The organism is Streptomyces sp. NBC_00425 (assembly GCF_036030735.1).
Taxonomy (GTDB): Bacteria; Actinomycetota; Actinomycetes; order Streptomycetales; family Streptomycetaceae; genus Streptomyces.
The window spans coordinates 7,521,865-7,538,668 of sequence record NZ_CP107928.1; the positions used below are offsets into that span (position 1 = coordinate 7,521,865).

The 16,804-nt window shown below is 73.6% G+C and carries 16 protein-coding genes; 7 read left to right on the forward strand and 9 right to left on the reverse strand.

Going from position 1 to position 16,804, the window contains the following annotated elements; translation table 11 throughout:
- Nucleotides 1–13 precede the first annotated feature (13 nt).
- Nucleotides 14–1,063, reverse strand: a complete 1,050-nt coding sequence (locus OHS82_RS33090; protein WP_328435101.1) for a DUF3533 domain-containing protein — start codon at nt 1,061–1,063, stop codon at nt 14–16.
- A gap of 133 nt (nt 1,064–1,196) precedes the next feature.
- On the opposite strand from OHS82_RS33090, the gene OHS82_RS33095 reads away from it, so the two are divergent.
- Together OHS82_RS33095 and OHS82_RS33100 are read left to right on the forward strand one after the other, a co-directional pair.
- The gene (locus OHS82_RS33095) at nt 1,197–4,892 is read left to right on the forward strand and encodes a DNA polymerase III subunit alpha (RefSeq protein WP_328435102.1); all 3,696 of its coding nucleotides are present in this window, start codon (nt 1,197–1,199) and stop codon (nt 4,890–4,892) included.
- Nucleotides 4,889–5,857, forward strand: coding sequence for a DNA polymerase Y family protein (locus tag OHS82_RS33100; protein ID WP_057579793.1), 969 nt, complete (start codon nt 4,889–4,891; stop codon nt 5,855–5,857). The genes OHS82_RS33095 and OHS82_RS33100 overlap by 4 nt, the downstream gene beginning before the upstream one ends.
- A 25-nt stretch (nt 5,858–5,882) precedes the next feature.
- Here OHS82_RS33100 and OHS82_RS33105 read toward each other — a convergent pair whose 3' ends face one another.
- Nucleotides 5,883–6,257 carry a cupin domain-containing protein gene (locus OHS82_RS33105; protein WP_057579786.1) on the reverse strand — a complete coding sequence of 125 codons (375 nt, stop codon included), beginning with the start codon at nt 6,255–6,257 and terminating at the stop codon, nt 5,883–5,885.
- A 90-nt stretch (nt 6,258–6,347) separates the two neighbouring features.
- Here OHS82_RS33105 and OHS82_RS33110 point away from each other — a divergent pair, with 90 nt between their 5' ends.
- Together OHS82_RS33110 and OHS82_RS33115 are read left to right on the forward strand one after the other, a co-directional pair.
- Nucleotides 6,348–6,791 carry a MarR family winged helix-turn-helix transcriptional regulator gene (locus tag OHS82_RS33110; protein WP_057579784.1) on the forward strand — a complete coding sequence of 148 codons (444 nt, stop codon included), beginning with the start codon at nt 6,348–6,350 and terminating at the stop codon, nt 6,789–6,791.
- Nucleotides 6,792–6,962: 171 nt separating this feature from the next.
- Entirely contained in the window at nt 6,963–7,844 is an 882-nt protein-coding gene (locus tag OHS82_RS33115; protein ID WP_057579782.1) for an esterase/lipase family protein, read from the forward strand.
- Nucleotides 7,845–7,921: 77 nt separating this feature from the next.
- Here OHS82_RS33115 and OHS82_RS33120 read toward each other — a convergent pair whose 3' ends face one another.
- Together OHS82_RS33120 and OHS82_RS33125 are read right to left on the reverse strand one after the other, a co-directional pair.
- Nucleotides 7,922–8,998: a lytic polysaccharide monooxygenase auxiliary activity family 9 protein gene (locus OHS82_RS33120; RefSeq protein ID WP_328435103.1), complete on the reverse strand. Its 1,077-nt coding sequence runs from the start codon at nt 8,996–8,998 to the stop codon at nt 7,922–7,924.
- 273 nt (nt 8,999–9,271) lie between these two features.
- A complete protein-coding gene (locus OHS82_RS33125; protein ID WP_107105240.1) occupies nt 9,272–9,406 on the reverse strand; it encodes a hypothetical protein in 135 nt (44 codons plus the stop codon).
- A gap of 140 nt (nt 9,407–9,546) precedes the next feature.
- On the opposite strand from OHS82_RS33125, the gene OHS82_RS33130 reads away from it, so the two are divergent.
- Nucleotides 9,547–10,161 (forward strand): class I SAM-dependent methyltransferase, encoded by a 615-nt coding sequence (locus tag OHS82_RS33130; RefSeq protein WP_057579778.1) that lies wholly within the window; start codon nt 9,547–9,549, stop codon nt 10,159–10,161.
- Between the two features lie 56 nt (nt 10,162–10,217).
- On the opposite strand, the gene OHS82_RS33135 is transcribed toward OHS82_RS33130, so the two are convergent.
- Together OHS82_RS33135 and OHS82_RS33140 are read right to left on the reverse strand one after the other, a co-directional pair.
- Nucleotides 10,218–10,721, reverse strand: coding sequence for a DUF402 domain-containing protein (locus OHS82_RS33135; RefSeq protein ID WP_057579776.1), 504 nt, complete (start codon nt 10,719–10,721; stop codon nt 10,218–10,220).
- On the reverse strand, nt 10,702–11,631 hold the full coding sequence (locus OHS82_RS33140) for a GNAT family N-acetyltransferase (protein ID WP_057579772.1): 930 nt from the start codon (nt 11,629–11,631) through the stop codon (nt 10,702–10,704). The genes OHS82_RS33135 and OHS82_RS33140 overlap by 20 nt, the downstream gene beginning before the upstream one ends.
- Nucleotides 11,632–11,702: 71 nt before the next feature.
- Here OHS82_RS33140 and OHS82_RS33145 point away from each other — a divergent pair, with 71 nt between their 5' ends.
- Nucleotides 11,703–12,071 carry a GntR family transcriptional regulator gene (locus OHS82_RS33145; protein ID WP_057579771.1) on the forward strand — a complete coding sequence of 123 codons (369 nt, stop codon included), beginning with the start codon at nt 11,703–11,705 and terminating at the stop codon, nt 12,069–12,071.
- Here OHS82_RS33145 and OHS82_RS33150 read toward each other — a convergent pair whose 3' ends face one another.
- Nucleotides 12,072–12,776, reverse strand: a complete 705-nt coding sequence (locus OHS82_RS33150) for a DUF72 domain-containing protein (protein ID WP_328435104.1) — start codon at nt 12,774–12,776, stop codon at nt 12,072–12,074.
- 116 nt (nt 12,777–12,892) lie between these two features.
- Nucleotides 12,893–13,987 (reverse strand): DUF5925 domain-containing protein, encoded by a 1,095-nt coding sequence (locus OHS82_RS33155; protein WP_057579765.1) that lies wholly within the window; start codon nt 13,985–13,987, stop codon nt 12,893–12,895.
- A 309-nt stretch (nt 13,988–14,296) separates the two neighbouring features.
- Between OHS82_RS33155 and OHS82_RS33160 the strand changes: the two genes are divergently transcribed.
- Entirely contained in the window at nt 14,297–15,103 is an 807-nt protein-coding gene (locus OHS82_RS33160; protein WP_057579763.1) for an SGNH/GDSL hydrolase family protein, read from the forward strand.
- Nucleotides 15,104–15,146: 43 nt separating this feature from the next.
- Here OHS82_RS33160 and OHS82_RS33165 read toward each other — a convergent pair whose 3' ends face one another.
- Complete coding sequence (locus OHS82_RS33165) at nt 15,147–16,775, reverse strand: serine/threonine-protein kinase (RefSeq protein ID WP_328435105.1); 1,629 nt, start codon at nt 16,773–16,775, stop codon at nt 15,147–15,149.
- Nucleotides 16,776–16,804: the final 29 nt, after the last annotated feature.

Consider the following 16,804-nt stretch of genomic DNA (forward strand, 5'->3'; position numbering starts at 1 on the left):
GCGGGGCGGGACCTCACGCCGTTCTCCGCCGGGTGCGCAGCGTCGCCGCGAGCAGCGTGACGACGACCCCTCCGACCGCCCACGCCGACAGCACCAGCAGGGCCGCGGTCATGTCGTTGCCCTGGAAGTAGGCGATCGAGCGCGCCGCCCAGGTCCCCGCGCCCGGCGGCAGCGCCGGGCCGATCGCCCGCCAGAACGGCGGGAGCAGCGGGGGCGGGAGGGCGCCGCCCGCGCTCGGGTTGCCGAGGATCACCACGAGCAGGATGACCAGCCCGACGCCGGCGAGCCCGAAGACGCCCTGGAAGGCGAGGGTGGCCGCGCCGACCGCGAAGATGATCAGTGCGCCGAGCCCCCAGTAGGCCGCGACACCGCCCGGCAGCGCGCCCAGGATCGGGCCGACGATGAGGGCGCCGCCGAGTCCGCCGACGATACCGACGGCGACCATGGCGAGCAGCCGGATCACCGCGCGCCGTGGGGTCGAGCTCCCGGCGCCCGAACTGATCACCATGATCGACGCGCACAGATAACCGCCCACGCACCAGCCGACGGCCAGATAGAACGAGGACAGCCCGTTGGCGTCCTCCCGGTCGGCCGGGACCACGTCGAGGGTCCGCAGGGTGCGCGCCTCGGACTTCTCCAGGGTGGTGGCGAGCGTCACCAGGGTGGCGGCCAGGACCTTTCCGCCGCCGGTGGCCACCAGCAGGGTGTCGGTGGCGCCCGACGGGGAGACGATCAGGGCTCCGTCGATCTCCCGGTTCATGATCTGTTTGCGGGCCGTCGCGGCGTCGGCCACCGTGCGGGGGTCCAGCGGGCTGCCGGGCAGCTTCTCCAGCCGGGCCACGGTCTGCCGGGCGGCCGCCCCCGGCGCGACGACCCCGAAGGGCACGTCCTTCGGCTTCGGGTCGTGCAGCGCCCCCACGTAGGAGGCGATGAAGAGCAGATGGAGGGCGACCACGCCGACGACCAGCAGCGTGGCCCGTGGGGTGACGGCGTCCTTGACCTCGTCGAGAAAGGAGCCGCGCGAGGAGGCGCGGGGCGCGTCGGGCCCGGTCGTCTGCGTCATGTCCCCACGGTCCGGGGCGGGAGGTGTTTCCGCAGGTGGGAGGCGTCCGAACGGCTGTCGTACAGATGTTCGGAATTTGGTCTATGGTGGGGGAGGGAAGGTTGTGAACTGATGTTCGAATCGGGAGGTGCGGATGCCGGGGTTCACGCATCTGCACACCGTCTCCGGGTTCTCCCTGCGGTACGGGGCCTCGCATCCGGAGCGGCTGGCCGAGCGCGCCTCGGAGCGGGGCATGGACGCCCTCGCCCTCACCGACCGCGACACCCTCGCCGGCGCCGTCCGCTTCGCCAAGGCCTGTGCGAAGGCGGGCGTGCGGCCGCTGTTCGGGGTGGACCTGGCGGTGGCGGCGCCCGAGCGGCCGCGGGACGACGCGTCCGTACGGCGGGACCGGCGCCGCGCCCCCGTGCGCGGCGGCGTCTTCCTCGACGAGTCGGCTCCCCGCGTCACCTTCCTCGCCCGTGACGGCGCCCGGGGCTGGGCCGACCTGTGCCGGATCGTCACGGCGGCGCACGCGGGCGAGGAGGGTGCGGGCGTTCCGACGCTGCCCTGGGCCGCGAACCACGGCGACGGCCTGACCGTCCTGCTCGGCCCCGCCTCCGACGTCGGCCGCGCGCTCACCGCGGGCCGCCCGGACCGGGCCGCGAAACTCCTCGTCCCCTGGCGTGAGGTCTATGGCGACGCCCTGCGTCTGGAGGCCGTCTGGCACGGACGCGCCGGCACCGGCCCCGGCTCCCTGCGGCTGGCCGCCCGCACCGTCGGCTTCGCCGCCGAGCAGCGGGTCAGGCCCGTCCTCAGCAACGCCGTCCGGTACGCCGACCCCGGCCAGGGCCCGGTCGCGGACGTCCTGGACGCCGCCCGCCGGCTCGTCCCCGTCGACCCGTCCAAGGAGCTGGACTCGGGCGAGGCGTGGCTCAAGGGCGCGGACGCCATGGTCGTGGCGGCGGAGCGGATCGTGGAGGCCGCGGGCTTCCGGCGCGCCGCCGCCCACCGGCTGCTGGAGCAGACCCGGGCCGCGGCCGCCGAGTGCCTGGTCGACCCCGAGGACGACCTCGGCATGGGCGCCGTCCACTTCCCCGAACCGCACCTCGTCGGCGCGGGCCGGCGCACCGCCCAGCGGGCGCTGGCCTCCCGGGCGGCGGCGGGGATGGTGCTGAAGGGGTACGCCGGCCGGCGCGCCTACTGGGAGCGGATGCATCACGAGCTGGACGTCATCGCCCACCACGGCTTCGCCTCCTACTTCCTGACGGTCGCTCAGGTCGTGGACGACGTGCGGGACATGGGGATACGGGTCGCCGCCCGCGGCTCCGGCGCGGGGTCCCTCGTCAACCACCTCCTCGGCATCGCGCACGCCGACCCGGTCGAGCACGGTCTGCTGATGGAGCGCTTCCTGTCCAGGGAGCGGGTCGTGCTGCCCGACATCGACGTCGACGTGGAGTCCGCGCGCCGGCTGGAGGTCTACCGCGCGATCATCGGCCGCTTCGGCGCCGAGCGGGTCGCCACGGTCGCCATGCCGGAGACGTACCGCGTCCGCCACGCGATCCGGGACGTCGGCGCGGCCCTGTCCATGGACCCCGCCGAGATCGACCGCATGGCCAAGTCCTTCCCGCACATCCGCGCCCGGGACGCCCGCGCGGCGCTGGCGGAACTGCCCGAACTCAGGGCGCTGGCGGGGGAGACGCGGCGGGGAGGGGAGCGGTACGGCAGGCTGTGGGAGCTGGTCGAGGCCCTCGACGCCCTGCCGCGCGGCATCGCCATGCACCCGTGCGGGGTGCTCCTCTCCGACGCGTCGCTGCTCTCCCGCACGCCGGTCGTGCCGACCAGCGGCGAGGGGTTCCCGATGGCGCAGTTCGACAAGGACGACGTCGAGGACCTCGGGTTGCTCAAGCTGGACGTGCTGGGCGTGCGGATGCAGTCGGCGATGGCGCACGCGGTGGCCGAGGTGGAGCGGGCGACGGGGGAGCGGATCGACCTGGACGCGCTCGCGCCGACCGATCCGGCGACGTACCGGCTGGTCCGCTCCACCGAGACGCTGGGCTGTTTCCAGATCGAGTCGCCCGGTCAGCGCGACCTCGTCGGACGGCTCCAGCCGGCCACCTTCCACGATCTGGTCGTCGACATCTCCCTGTTCCGGCCCGGCCCGGTCGCCGCCGACATGGTGCGGCCCTTCATCGAGGCGCGGCACGGGCGGGCGCCCGTCAGGTATCCGCACCCGGATCTGGCGGAGCCGCTGCGGAACACCTACGGGGTCGTCGTCTTCCACGAGCAGATCATCGACATCGTCGCGATCATGACCGGCTGTGGTCGGGGCGAGGCGGACCGGGTGCGGCGCGGGCTGTCCGACCCGGAGTCGCAGGGACGGATCAAGGTGTGGTTCGCCCAGCACGCGGCGGCGCGGGGATACGAGACGGAGACGATCCAGCGGACCTGGGAGATCGTCGAGGCCTTCGGCTCCTACGGTTTCTGCAAGGCGCACGCGGTCGCCTTCGCCGTTCCGACGTACCAGTCGGCCTGGCTGAAGGCGCACCACCCGGCGGCCTTCTACGCCGGGCTGCTCACGCACGACCCCGGGATGTACCCGAAGCGGCTGCTGCTGGCGGACGCGCGGCGGCGCGGGGTGCCGATCCTGCCGTTGGACGTGAACCGGTCGGGAGTCGGCCACCGCATCGAACTGGTGTCTGAATCCATGTCTGAGTCGACCATGCCTGAGTCGACCATGCCCGAGTCGACGATGCCCGAGTCGGCAGCGCCTCGGTCGTCGATGCCTGGGTCGTCAGCGGCCGAGTCGCCGAGGGAGGGGACGGCGAGGTCCGGGTCACCGGGGTCGCCCTCCGGGGCCGCCGGTTCCGGCGGGCGCTGGGGGCTCCGGCTGGCCCTCTGCGACGTGCACGGCATCAGTGAGGCCGAGGCGGCACGGGTCGTGGACGGGCAGCCGTACGTCTCGCTGCTCGACTTCTGGGAACGGGCCCGCCCGAGCCGCCCGCTGGCCGGACGGCTCGCCCAGGTCGGCGCGTTGGACGCCTTCGGCGCCAACCGCCGTGACCTGCAGCTGCACCTGACCGAACTGCAGCGCGGGGCGCGGGGCGCGGGCGGCGGCCAGCTCCCCCTGGCGGGCGGGCGGAAGACCGCTCCCGCCGGGCTGCCCGACCTGTCCTGCGCCGAGCGGCTCAGCGCCGAGCTGGGCGTGCTGTCCATGGACGTCTCGCGCCATCTGATGGACGACCACCGCGCCTTCCTCGACGAGCTGGGCGTGATCCCGGCGCGGCGGCTGCGGGAGGCCGGGCACGGGGAGACCGTGCTGGTCGCGGGCGCCAAGGCGGCCACCCAGACCCCGCCGATCCGGTCCGGCAAACGGGTCGTCTTCAGCACCCTCGACGACGGCACCGGCCTGGTCGACCTCGCCTTCTTCGACGACTCCCACGACGCCTGCGCGCACACCGTCTTCCACTCCTGGCTGCTGCTGGTGCGTGGGGTGGTGCAGCGGCGCGGCCCGCGCAGCCTCAGCGTGGTGGGCGCCGCCGTCTGGAACCTCGCCGACCTGCTGGAAGTGCGCCGGGACGAGGGGCTGGAAGGGGTCGCGGCCCGGCTGGCCGACCCCGGCGGCGCCCCCGGCGCGGGCGCCGACGGCGACGGTCCGGCGCGCAGCCGGCTCGCCGGTCCGGACGGGCCGCCCGCGCCGGCGGGCTCGGCCGCTCAGGACGCGGGGGACCGGCGCCGCATCCACATGCCCACGGGGTACGAGATGCATCCCTGGGCCGATCTGCGCCCCGCGGGCGAAGGGCCCGCGGTGGGAAGGAAGTTGTGGCACCAGAGCCCGGGGAGTGCGGGATGACTGTCCTCTGTGTACGTTTCCAGCTGCCGTCGACGCGCGAGTCCGCCCTGCCGGCGCTGCTCGGGCTCCTGGAGGAGTTCACACCGGTCGTCGAGGCGCTGCCGCCGGACGGGGCGCTGGCCGATCTGCGGGGCGCCGAACGGTACTTCGGGCGCACCGCGGTCGAGCTGGCGTCGGTGATCCGGGTGCGGGCGCTCGCCCTGCACGGGGTCGACTGCGTGATCGGCGCCGGCCCCGGCCCGCTCTCGGCCCGCACGGCGTTGCGGTCCGCCCGGCCAGGGATGACGTGCGCGGTTCCCGAGGGCGGGGTGCGGGAGTTCCTCGCCGACAAGCCGGTCACCGCGCTGCCCGGCGTCGGGACGGCGACCGCCCGCACCCTGTGCGAGTACGGCCTCGACACCCTCGGCCTGGTCGCCGCCGCGCCGCTGTCCACGCTCCAGCGTCTGGTCGGCGCGAAGGCGGGCCGGGAGCTGCAGGAGAAGGCGAGCGGCGTCGACCGCGGCCGGGTGGCGCCCGGCGCCGTTTCGCGGTCGCTGGCCGCCGAGCGCCCCTTCGACCGCGACGAGCTGGACCCCGGCCGGCACCGCCGCGCCCTGCTCGCGGCCGCGGAGGAGCTGGGCGTCCGGCTGCGCGCCGTGGAGAAGGTCTGCGGCACCCTGACCCTCACCGTGCGCTACGCCGACCGGTCCTCCTCCACCCGCAGCCGCACCCTCGGGGAGCCGACCGCGCACTCGGCCGACCTGACGAGGGCGGCGTACGGCCTGTACGGGGCGCTCGGTCTGCAGCGTGCCCGGGTCCGCGCGATCGTCCTGCGCGCCGAGGCTCTCGGCCCCGCAGAACAGGCCTCTCACCAGCTCACCTTCGATCCCGTCGACGAGAAGGCCCGCCGGATCGAGGAGGTCGCCGACCGGCTGCGGGCGAGGTTCGGGCCGGGGGCGGTGAAACCCGGGACGCTGGCGGCGTGAGCCGAACCCGGCCGGGTCCACGGGGTCAGTTGGCCCACGGGGGAGTGATCCGGGTCCCGTCGGCCAGCACCGCCTCCAGGCCGATGGAGGTGGTGACCCAGGAGAGCGCGGTGTGATCGGTCGGGTTCTCGACGGCCAGGGTCGCGCCCGGATTGACGATCAGCGTGTCGCCGGCGGTGATCCGCTCGGTGCGGCCGTCGAGGGTGACGAGCAGCTCGCCGACGAGCAGATGGAAGATCTCCTCCCGGTTGACGGTGTGCGCGGGCGCTTTCGTGCCCGCGGGGATCTCGCCCCGCCAGGCGCAGAGCTCCTTGCTTCCGGTGAGCGGGGTGGCGTACGAGACGAAGCGGGCGCCGTGGATCTCGTGGGTGACGGCCTCCGACGAACGGACGACGGGCATGGGGACTCCTCAAAATGGTCAAGCAGATTGACTAAGTAGGTCAATGGTCAACCTGCTTGACCAGCCTGTCAAGGGTGTTTCATTGCAGCTGTGCAGAACTCCGAAGCTCTCGCCCTGTCCGCCGCCCTGCTCGCCGCCGCCGGTGAGCTCACCCGGCGCATCAACGACGGCGTCGTCGCCCGCGGCTTCGAGGGGCGGCCTTCGTACGGATTCGCCTTCGCCCGGCTGGCTCCGGACGGCGCGACGGTCTCCGAGATCGGCGCCCATCTCGGGGTCACCAAACAGGCCGCGAGCCAGCTCGTCGACGAGCTCGTGCGCAAGGGGTACGTCGAGCGCCGGCCGCATCCCGTGGACGCGCGCGCCCGGCTGATCGTCCTCACCGAACACGGCTGGGAGTGCACCCGGGCGGCGGAGGAGGCGGCGGCCGAGGCGGTGCGGGCGTGGGCCGATGTGCTCGGCGAGGGTGAAGTGCGCGTGTTGTACGACCGTTTGGCGCGCATCGCCCCCTATGGTCCGATCAGGCCGGTCTGGTGACGGATCGTCGGCGGCCCGGGGCGGCGCCGACTATCACTGGAAGTTTTTACTGACGCGTAACTTCACACTTCAGCTACTCGTCCGTAACTTGACAAGTGAACAGCATCCCGTGATCCGGATCACAGGGCGTACGGCCCTCGTACCTCCCTTGAGCCGCAAGGAGATCACCCGATGCTGCCCTGGAATCGTGTGCTCAGACCACTCGCCGCCCTGCTGCTGGCCGCCGCTGCCGCCACCGTCCCCACCGCCGCCGCCCACGCCTCGACCGCCGCGGACGCCACCGCCGCCGCCCCGTCGAGCGGCTGGAACGACTACCGCTGCAAGCCCTCCGCCGCCCACCCCCACCCCGTCGTCCTCGTACACGGCACCCTCGGCAACTCCGTCGACAACTGGCTGGCCCTCGCCCCCTACCTGACGGTCCGCGACTACTGCGTCTTCTCCGTCGACTACGGCCAACTGCCGGGCGTCCCGCTCTTCAACGGCCTCGGCCCCATCGACGAATCGGCCGTCCAGCTCTCCGCCTTCGTCGACAAGGTGCTCGCCGCGACCGGCGCCGCGGAGGCCGACCTCGTCGGCCACTCCCAGGGCGGCATGATGCCGCGCTACTACCTGAAGTTCCTCGGCGGAGCCGCCAAGGTCCACGCCCTGGTCGGGATCGCCCCCGACAACCACGGCACCACGCTCAGCGGACTCACCCGTCTGCTGCCCTACTTCCCCGGCGCCGAGGACCTGCTGACGGCCGCCACCCCGGGCCTCGCCGACCAGATCGTCGGGTCGGACTTCCTCACCGAGCTCAACGAGGGCGGAGACACCGTGCCCGGCGTCCGCTACACCGTCATCGCCACCCGGTACGACGAGGTCGCCACACCGTGGCGCACCCAGTTCCTCAGCGGATCGAACGTGCGCAACGTCCTGCTCCAGGACCTGTGCCCGCTGGACCTCTCCGAGCACCTGGCGATCGGGCTGCTCGACCGGATCGCCTTCCATGAGGTGGCCAACGCCCTCGACCCGGCCCACGCCACCGCCACCACCTGCGCGTCCGTCCTGAGCTGACGCGCAGGTTCGCGTTCGCCGGGGCCTGTCCGGCCTGAGCCGCCGGTCAGGCCCCGGAGTCCGTGTCGTGCGCGCTCTCAGCGGCCGTGCCACCCGGCGGACGCCGCCCGCCGGCGCACCGACGCGAACAGCAGGGCCGCGCCCAGCGCCAGGACGGCCGCGCCGCCCACCGCGAGATACGAGGCGCTGCCGTCCCCGCCGGTCCGCGCGAGACGCTCGCCCGAACCGGCACGGACGTCGGCCGCCCGCGGCGCGTTCGCGGAGGCGCCCGTGGCGTCCCGCGCACCACCGTCGGCGGAGGGCGTGCCGGGGGCCGTCGGGTCCGTCGTCGTGGCCGCGCCGTCGTCGCCGTGCCCGTGGTGCTCGACCGTCGACCGGTCGGCCCCGTCCCGGATCTGCTCCTCGGAGGGCGCGGAGGCGGCCGGCGCGGCACCGTCGCCCGTCCCCGAACCCGAGCCTGCACCCGTCCCCGAACCCGCTCCCGCTTCCGTCCCCGAACCCGCCCCCGCTCCCGCGCCCCCTCCCGGGAACGTGACGTCCGAGCAGGAGTAGAACGCCTCCGGGCTGTCCGAGCGCTGCCACACCGCGTACAGCAACTGCCGGCCCGAACGCTCGGGCAGGGTTCCGGAGAAGGTGGAGAAGCCGCCCGTCGCGACCGGGTCGACCGCCGTCGCCACCGGATGCGCCAGGTCCAGGTCGGACCAGGCCAGTGGCCGGGCCGGGTCGTAACCGGCCTTGGTGAGGTAGACCTTGAAGGTCCCCTTGTGCGGGGCGGTCACGCGGTATCCGAACGTGTACGGGCCGCTGTCGACGGCGGTCGCCGGCCAGTCGGCGCGGGCCAGGTCCAGGCCCTTGAACTCCTCGTTGCCCGCGCTGCACAGCCTGCCGTCCGGGATCAGCTCCTGATGACGGCCGTTGGCGTCGCCGATGCGGATGCCGTTCCAGTCGTACAGCGCCTGGGCGCCGCCCGCCGCGACCGCCGCCCGGCAGGCGTCCGATCTCGGGCTCTGAGGCCCCTGCGCGTAGCACTGCGCGACCCGGCTGACGGGGTCGCCCATCGACCCGTGCGCGGCGGCGGGCGCGGCGGACAGCGCGGCCAGGGCCGGCGCGGCCAGACCGAGACCGACGGCGGCGGCCTTGCGGCGTGCGGGCATGGGGGATCTCCTCGGAACCGGAACAGACGGCGGCGCGTGGTGCACCGGAACCAAGAAACCCCGAAACGGCCCGCCGAGGGCGGTCGGCGGCGATCTTTAGGGCGGCGTTAAGGAAGCGCTGAGCCTGGGATCAGGTAGGCGCACGCCGCACCGTCCGCCCGACGCCCAGGGCCTGGGCGTCGGGCGGCGGCTGCCGTACTTCGGTGGATGCCATGCGCGTGCGTGGGGCCTGCCCGACGCCGGGGGAGTGAACGCGGCCTGAACGGGGCGGGCTCAGCCGTCAGGCCACCAGGTGCGGGCGATGTCCTTGCGCACCTCGGGGCGGCCGGCGGGCCGTTCGTCGGCCTCGTCGCGGATCCTGCGGGATTCCGTCTTCTTCAGGGGCTTCTGCACGGTGGTGCGGCGCATGGCTGCCTCCTTCAAGGACTACCGAGTTCCGCGTTCTCACGGAGGTAGACCCTTTCCGGGAGAGTTCCTCATCAACCCCCGTTCTGTCAGTGGCGGGTGTCACGATTCGACTGTCAGTGGCGGGTGTCACTCTGGGGTACATGAGGGAAAACAGTGACGAAGCCACTTCGCCCGGTGTCGACTGGGACGCGGCGGCGGCCGCGTTCGACGAGGAGCCGGACCACGGCCTGCGCGACCCCGCGGTGCGCGCGGCCTGGTCCCGGCGGCTGCGCGCCTGGCTGCCGGAACGTGCGAGCGACGTGCTCGATCTCGGCTGCGGCACCGGCAGCCTCTCGCTCCTCGCGGCCGAGCTGGGACACCGCGTGACGGGTGTGGATCTCTCCCCGGCCATGATCGACCTGGCCCGCGCCAAACTCGCCGGGCGTGACGCGGTGTTCCTCCACGGTGACGCGGCGGCGCCCCCGGTCGGTGAGGAGCGCTTCGACGTGCTGCTCGTCCGGCACCTGCTGTGGGCGCTGCCCGGCCCCGCCGGCGTCCTGCGGCACTGGCGCGGTCTGCTGCGCCCCGGTGGGCGGCTCGTGCTGGTCGAGGGCGTCTGGGGCGCCGTCACCCCGGTCGGCATACCGGCGGACCGGCTCACCGCGCTGCTGGCCCCCCTGACCGAGCACGCGCGTGTGGAGCGCCTGTCGCAGGACGCGCTGCTGTGGGGCGGCCCGGTGGAGGACGAGCGGTACGCGGTGGTGGCGACGGTATGAGCCGCTGCCGGCCCGGCGGCGGCTTCCCCGCACGGTCGCCGTTCCCGGGCCGCGGGTCACGCCAGCAGCGACTCCAGGCCGCCCTCGGTGCGGGCGAGCGCCTCCAGCTCGTCGAGGGCGGCGAGTGCGGCGGCCGCGGCCCGCGGGTCCCGCCGGGCGAGTCCGCTCTCCTCGAACTCGTCCTCGTCCAGGCGCCGGACGTCCGTGCCGTCGGCGGAGCGCCACAGGTCCAGGTCGAGGTCCTCGACGACGAGCTCCGCGCCGGAGCGCACGGCCGGCCGGGCGATGTCGCAGTACCAGCCCTTCAGGGCTCCGGACGCGGCGCGGACCTCTTTCACCGAGTACCACCGGTCGCGCCAGTAGAACTCGGTGAAGACGTCGCCCGCCTCGAACCGCACGAAGCCGAAGTCGCGCACGCCGTCACCCGCCCACGGGGCGCGCACGGCGATCCGGACGCCGTCGTCGGACAGCAGCCCGGCCGGGTAACGGATCTTCGTCCGCCCGCCCTTGACCAGGACGACGTCCACCACGCCCGTCGGCTCAGCCGACTTCGCGGACATACCGGACCTCCGTCGCGTTGATCTCGTACCCGAACCACCGGTTGACCGCGAGCATCGGCCCGTTGTCCGCGTCGTTGGCGGTGTACGCCCGCGTGTACCCGGCTGCGCGTGCGCGGTGCAGGGAGTCGTTCTTGACGAGCTTGGCCAGGCCCCGGCCGCGGTGCTCGCGGACGGTGCCGGTCATGCCGGTGCTGTAGCGCCCGGCGCCGTCGGTGTGGGCCACGCTGAACGCGACGGGACGGCCGTCGGCCACGGCGACCGAGGACAGCTCCAGATCGAGGTGGGGGTGTTTCCAGTACTCGGCGATCCACGCCTCGTAGTCCGTGAACTCGGTGGGGATGTCTCCCGGTTCGTCGGAGCCCGCCTCCGCGTCGAGGGTGAACAGCGGTCGCGGGTCGTCCGCGAAGTCTGCCGCCGTGCGCAGTTCGACGTCCGCCGGCGGCTTGTGCAGCGGCGGCAGCTCGGTGTGCTCCAGGTCCAGCACCAGGAAGTGCCCGGAGCGGCTCGCCCGGTAGCCGTGCCGCTCGGCGAAGGCGCGGTTGCCGGGCTCGTCCAGGACCCAGGCGAACAGCTTGGTCGCCCCCTGCGCCGTCAGGTGCTCCTCGGCGGCGCGCACCAGCAGCGTGCCCGCGCCGCGCCGGGTGCGGGCCGGGTCCACGTACAGGTTGAGCCAGCCCTGACCCGGCTCCGGGCTGTCGTGCGCGAGGCCGACCTGGGCCGTGCCGACGACCTCACCGTCCTCCTCGGCGACCAGCGCGCGGAAGCGGGCGGCGGCCGGGGTCAGGGCGAGGTGGTGGAGCACGGACGCCCGGCTGAAGTACACGTACGGCAGCGCGGCGTGCCGGACGCGGACGAAGCCCTCGATGTCGGCGTCTGCGCCGGGGTGAAGATCGCGCACGATGACGGTCATGTGGGCCCACGCTAGGAGAGGCGGCCCGCGGGTGCCTCCCATTTTCCGGCGGGTACGGGACAATCGGGCCCGTGACCTTGAAGATCCACATCGATGAGAGTGCCGCGCCCTACGAGCAGGTCCGGGCGCAGATCGCCGAGCAGGCGCGGTCGGGAGAGCTGCCCGTCGGGTACCGGCTGCCGACCGTGCGGGGCCTGGCCGAGACGCTGGGCCTCGCCGCGAACACCGTCGCCAAGGCCTACCGGGCGCTGGAGACGGACGGGGTGATCGAGACCCGGGGACGCAACGGCACCGTCGTCGCCGCCGCGGGACCGGCGGCGGAGCGCGAGGCCGCGGCCGCCGCACAGGTGTACGCCGAACGGGTGCTGCGGCTGGGGCTCAGCGAGGAGCAGGGGGCCGCCGCCGTCCGGGAAGCGCTGCGGGCGGCCTACCGGGCGTGATCACCGGCGCGCGGCGAGCCCGCGCGGGGTGCGCGTCACCGTCAGCCCCGCCCGTGCCGCCGTCCGCCCGAACAGGGCCGCGTCCGCCACCGCCGCGCCGCCGGGATCGTTGTTGAAGTACGCGTAGACGTCGGCGTCGTCCGGCCAGGTCGTCGCGATGCGGTCCAGCCAGGTCTCCAGGGCCCGGCGGCCGTAGTGCGGCCAGGGGTGGGCGCGCCCCTGGTGGAAGCGGACGTACCCCCAGTCGGCGGTCCGCCACAACGGGGTCACCGGGCGGGAGCGGCTGTCGGCCCAGCACAGGGCCGCGCCCCGGGACCGCAGGACCTCCCGCACCCGCGGCGTCCACCACGACGCGTGGCGCGGCTCGACCGCGACCCGGGCGGCCGGCGGGAAGCAGGCCAGACAGGCGTCGAGCAGCGCGGGGTCGGCCCGCAGGGTCGGCGGCAGCTGGAGGAGGACCGGGCCGAGGCGGCCGCCGAGGCCCGCGGCGTGGGTCATCAGACGGTGCACCGGCTCCTCGGGGTCCTTCAGCCGCTTGACGTGCGTGAGATAGCGGCTCGCCTTCACCGCGACGGTGAAGTCCGGCGGGACGCGCTCCGCCCAGGACGCGAACGTCTCCCGGGACGGGAGCCGGTAGAAGGCGTTGTTGATCTCCACGGTGGCGAAGTGTCCGGTGTACTCCTCCAGCCACCGCCGTACGGGCACGTCGGCCGGATACAGGACGTCCTTCCAGTCCTTGTACTGCCAGCCCGACGTGCAGCGTCATACCTCCATCAGAACACCCGAAGCCCTATCGCGGGCCGCGCGGGGCGGCCGGGTGCTCAGAGGTACAGCCCCGCGTCCGCCACCCCGCGCGGCTCCGGCAGCGCGGTGGGGGAGATGCCGCGGCGCAGCGCGTACAGCTCCGCGAGCGTCGCGCCCTCTCGGCCCACCCCCTCCTCCGTGCCCAGCCAGTCCACGGCCTCGCGGCGGGTCAGCGCCCCCACCTCGATCCGGGCCAGACAGCGGCCGGGGCGGACCACGGCGGGGTGGAGGCGCTCCAGGTCCTCGTTGGTGGTGACGCCGACCAGGACGTTGCGGCCCTGACCGAGCAGGCCGTCGGTCAGGTTCAGCAGCCGGGACAGCGCCTGGCCCGCCGTGTGCTTGGCCTCGCCGCGGATCAGTTCGTCGCAGTCCTCCAGGAGCAGCAGCCGCCAGCGGCTCTTGCCGGCGCCGTCCTCCTCGCCGATCGCGATGTCCATCAGATAGCCGACGTCCGAGAACAGCCGCTCGGGGTCCAGCACGCAGTCCACCTGGCACCACTCCCGCCAGGAACGGGCCAGGGTGCGCAGCGCGGACGTCTTTCCGGTGCCGGGCGGGCCGTGCAGCAGGAGCAGCCGGCCGGCGATGGTCTCCGGGGTCGTGCCCATCAGACGGTCCATCGCCTCGGCGACGGGGGCCGTGTAGTTGGGGCGGACCTCGTCCCAGGTGCCCGCGGAGATCTGGCGGGTGGTGCGGTGCGGGCCGCGCCGCGGGGAGACGTACCAGAAGCCCATGGTCACGTTCTCCGGCTGGGGCTCGGGTTCGTCCGCCGCTCCCTCCGTGGCCTCGTCGAGCACCTGCGCGGCCAGTTCGGCGGTGGTCGCGGTGACCGTGACGTCGGCGCCGCGGTTCCAGCGGGAGATCAGCAGCGTCCAGCCGTCGCCCTCGGCCAGGGTGGCGCTGCGGTCCTCGTCGCGGGCCACGCGCAGCACACGCGCCTGCGGCGGCAGCAGGGTCGCGCCGGAGCGCACGCGGTCGATGTTCGCCGCGTGCGAGTACGGCTGCTCGCCCGTCGCGAAGCGGCCGAGGAACAACGCGTCGACGACGTCGGACGGGGAGTCGGAGTCGTCGACGGTGAGCCGGATCGGCAGTGCGTCGTGTGGGAGTGCGGACATGCCGCCATGATCCGGCACGAGGCCTCCCTGCGCACCCGGTTTCCGAGGTGCGCGCGGTGTGTCGGTTGTGTCGGATTCGCCTGTTCGATCCGTTCCGTCCCCGGCGGGCTGGGGGTGGACTCGGACCGGGCGCGAACGTCCGGTATCAGGTGTTTCCTGACGCTGCGTCCGCTCGGTTTCTGACTCTCCGTCTGTTCGGCGTTACAGAACGGTGTACTCCGTCGGCGGCAAAGTTGGCATGGACACTTCCCGTCAACACGCGTAGTTGCTACGACAGTCATGGCAGAGATCCTGCTAAAGGGAGGTTCCATGAGACGTTCCCGACTTGTCGTATTCGTCAGCTCAGTCCTCCTCGCCGCCGGCGCCGCCCTCACCGGGGCGATCCCCGCGCAGGCGTCCCAACTCGCCGCCGGCGGCGGCTATGTGGCGCTCGGTGACTCCTACTCCTCCGGTGTCGGAGCGGGCAGCTACATCAGCTCCAGCGGCAGCTGCAAGCGCAGCACCAAGGCGTACCCCTACCTCTGGAACGCCGCCCACGCCCCGTCCTCGTTCACCTTCGCGGCGTGTTCAGGCGCTCGTACGGGTGATGTTCTGGCCGACCAGCTCGGCGGCCTGAACGCCTCCACCGCTCTGGTGACCGTCACCGTCGGCGGCAACGACGCGGGCTTCGCCGACGTCATGACGACCTGCGTCACCAGCTCCGACAGCACGTGTCTGTCCCGCATCGACACCGCCAGGGCGTACGTCGACTCGACGCTCCCCGGCAAACTCGACACCGTCTACTCGTCGATCCGCGACAGGGCCCCGAACGCGCGCGTCGTCGTCATCGGCTACCCGCGCTTCTACCGGCTCGGCACGGTCTGCCTGGGGCTGTCCGAGGCGAAGCGCTCCGCCATCAACGGCGCCGCCGACTACCTGGACGCCGCCACCGCACGGCGCGCCGCCGCCCACGGCTTCGTCTTCGGCGACGTCCGCGGTTCGTTCGGCGGCCACGAGATCTGCTCGGGCAGCTCCTGGCTGCACAGCCTCAACCTGCTCAACATCGGCGAGTCCTACCACCCGACCGCGTCCGGTCAGTCGGGCGGCTATCTGCCGGTTCTGAACAGCGCGGCCTGATCCGCGCCGGGCCTGACGCACCGCACCGGTCGTCAGGCCCGGTTCACTCCGAGGGCGAGGGCGAGGGAGTGGCCTCGCCCGACGGGGACTCCGCCGCCTGGCAGGTGACCGAGAACGGCACCGAGGCGGACGTCGTCTTCACCGGATCACGCACCTCGACGGCGATCGCGTTCTCGTACGTCCCGCTCTCCGCGTACGTCGACACGATCACCTTGTCCTGCTTGGACTTCCCGCCGTCCGACGTGAACTCGAGCGTCTTCCAGGTCTGCCCGGACAGCTCGCCGTCCTTCGACACCCAGCGGTACGACACCGTCTCCGGCAGCTGCCCCACCGTGATCGTCGCGGTGAAGGCGGGCGCGTCGGCGTCCTTCGGCGGGCAGTCGCCGGAGTACTCCGTGTGCGCGCCCGTCACGGTGACCGAGACGGTCTGCTTCGGCGCCTCGGAGCTGGCGCTCGGGCTCGGACTGGGCGACTCGGCCTGCGCGCTGGTCTCCGGCTGTGTCTGCGGCGAACTCGCCACCCCCGAGGCGCTGTTGGTGACCCCGCCGGACCCGCTCTTGTCGCCGTCGTCGTGGTTCAGCAGCCCGTAGGTCAGCCCCGCGACCGCCAGCGCCAGCGCGAGCACGCCCACGACGAGGACCGTGCCGGTCCGCCGGCCTCGGTCCGGCTCCCCGGCGGCCGTCGACGACGTGGCCGGCGGCGTGGTCGACCAGGGCTGGGGCGGGGTCGCGGCGGTCGACGCATGCCCCACCGGTTCGCCGCGGGGCGCGGGCGTCGGCGGGAACGCCGTGTACGGCGCCGTGCGGGCCCCGTCGGTGCGGAAGTCGCCTCCTCCGGAGGGTGTGCCCCCGGCGGCGACGAGCCGCAGGTCCTGCTCGGCACGGTCGGCCGGCAGCCGCTCGGCCGGGTCCTTGCGCAGCAGCCCCTCGATCACCGGCGCCAGTGGACCGGCCCGCCGCGGCGGCGGCAGCTCCTCGTCCACGATCGCGCGCAGGGTGCTCAGCGGAGTGTCGTGGCGGAAGGGGGAGTTGCCCTCGACCGCCGCGTACAACAGCACGCCCAAGGACCACAGGTCCGACTCGGGCCCCGGCGTGCGCCCCAGCGCCCGCTCCGGCGCGAGGAACTCGGGGGAGCCGATGACCTCGCCGGTCATCGTCAGCGCGGAGGTGCCCTCGACGGTGGCGATGCCGAAGTCGGTGAGCACCACCCGGCCGTCGTTCGACATCAGCACGTTCGCCGGCTTCACGTCCCGGTGCAGCACCCCGGCCTCGTGCGCGGCCCGCAGCGCGGCCAGCACCTCGGCCCCGATGTGCGCGGCCCGCGCCGGCTCGACCGGGCCCTGCGCGTCCAGCAGGTCGGCGAGGGAGATGCCGTGCACGATCTCCATGACGATCCACGGCCGCCCGTCCTGGGTGGCCACGTCGTACACGGTCACGACGTTCCGGTTCGCGACCCGGGCCGCGGCCCAGGCCTCGCGCTCCAGCCGGGCGTACAGCCGCTCGACGTCCGAGGCCGCCAGCCCGTGCGGGGCCCGGACCTCCTTGACGGCGACCTCGCGGTGCAGCACCTCGTCCCGGGCCCGCCACACCGTGCCCATGCCGCCCTCGCCGAGCGGCGTCAGCAGCCGGTACCGGCCCGCGATCAGACGTTCACTGCCCGGTTCTTCGGTCACCGCGCCCCCATTTCGCTCTTCGCATCCGG

Bases quoted from the DNA above. Each gene is read 5' to 3' on its own strand.
- OHS82_RS33115 (WP_057579782.1), top strand. From the start codon at position 6,963: ATGCTGCCCTGGAATCGTGTGCTCAGACCACTCGCCGCCCTGCTGCTG.
- OHS82_RS33100 (WP_057579793.1), top strand. From the start codon at position 4,889: ATGACTGTCCTCTGTGTACGTTTCCAGCTGCCGTCGACGCGCGAGTCC.
- OHS82_RS33125 (WP_107105240.1), bottom strand. From the start codon at position 9,406: ATGCGCCGCACCACCGTGCAGAAGCCCCTGAAGAAGACGGAATCCCGC.
- OHS82_RS33130 (WP_057579778.1), top strand. From the start codon at position 9,547: ATGAGGGAAAACAGTGACGAAGCCACTTCGCCCGGTGTCGACTGGGAC.
- OHS82_RS33120 (WP_328435103.1), bottom strand. From the start codon at position 8,998: ATGCCCGCACGCCGCAAGGCCGCCGCCGTCGGTCTCGGTCTGGCCGCG.
- OHS82_RS33155 (WP_057579765.1), bottom strand. From the start codon at position 13,987: ATGTCCGCACTCCCACACGACGCACTGCCGATCCGGCTCACCGTCGAC.
- OHS82_RS33140 (WP_057579772.1), bottom strand. From the start codon at position 11,631: ATGACCGTCATCGTGCGCGATCTTCACCCCGGCGCAGACGCCGACATC.
- OHS82_RS33090 (WP_328435101.1), bottom strand. From the start codon at position 1,063: ATGACGCAGACGACCGGGCCCGACGCGCCCCGCGCCTCCTCGCGCGGC.
- OHS82_RS33095 (WP_328435102.1), top strand. From the start codon at position 1,197: ATGCCGGGGTTCACGCATCTGCACACCGTCTCCGGGTTCTCCCTGCGG.
- OHS82_RS33105 (WP_057579786.1), bottom strand. From the start codon at position 6,257: ATGCCCGTCGTCCGTTCGTCGGAGGCCGTCACCCACGAGATCCACGGC.
- OHS82_RS33135 (WP_057579776.1), bottom strand. From the start codon at position 10,721: ATGTCCGCGAAGTCGGCTGAGCCGACGGGCGTGGTGGACGTCGTCCTG.
- OHS82_RS33160 (WP_057579763.1), top strand. From the start codon at position 14,297: ATGAGACGTTCCCGACTTGTCGTATTCGTCAGCTCAGTCCTCCTCGCC.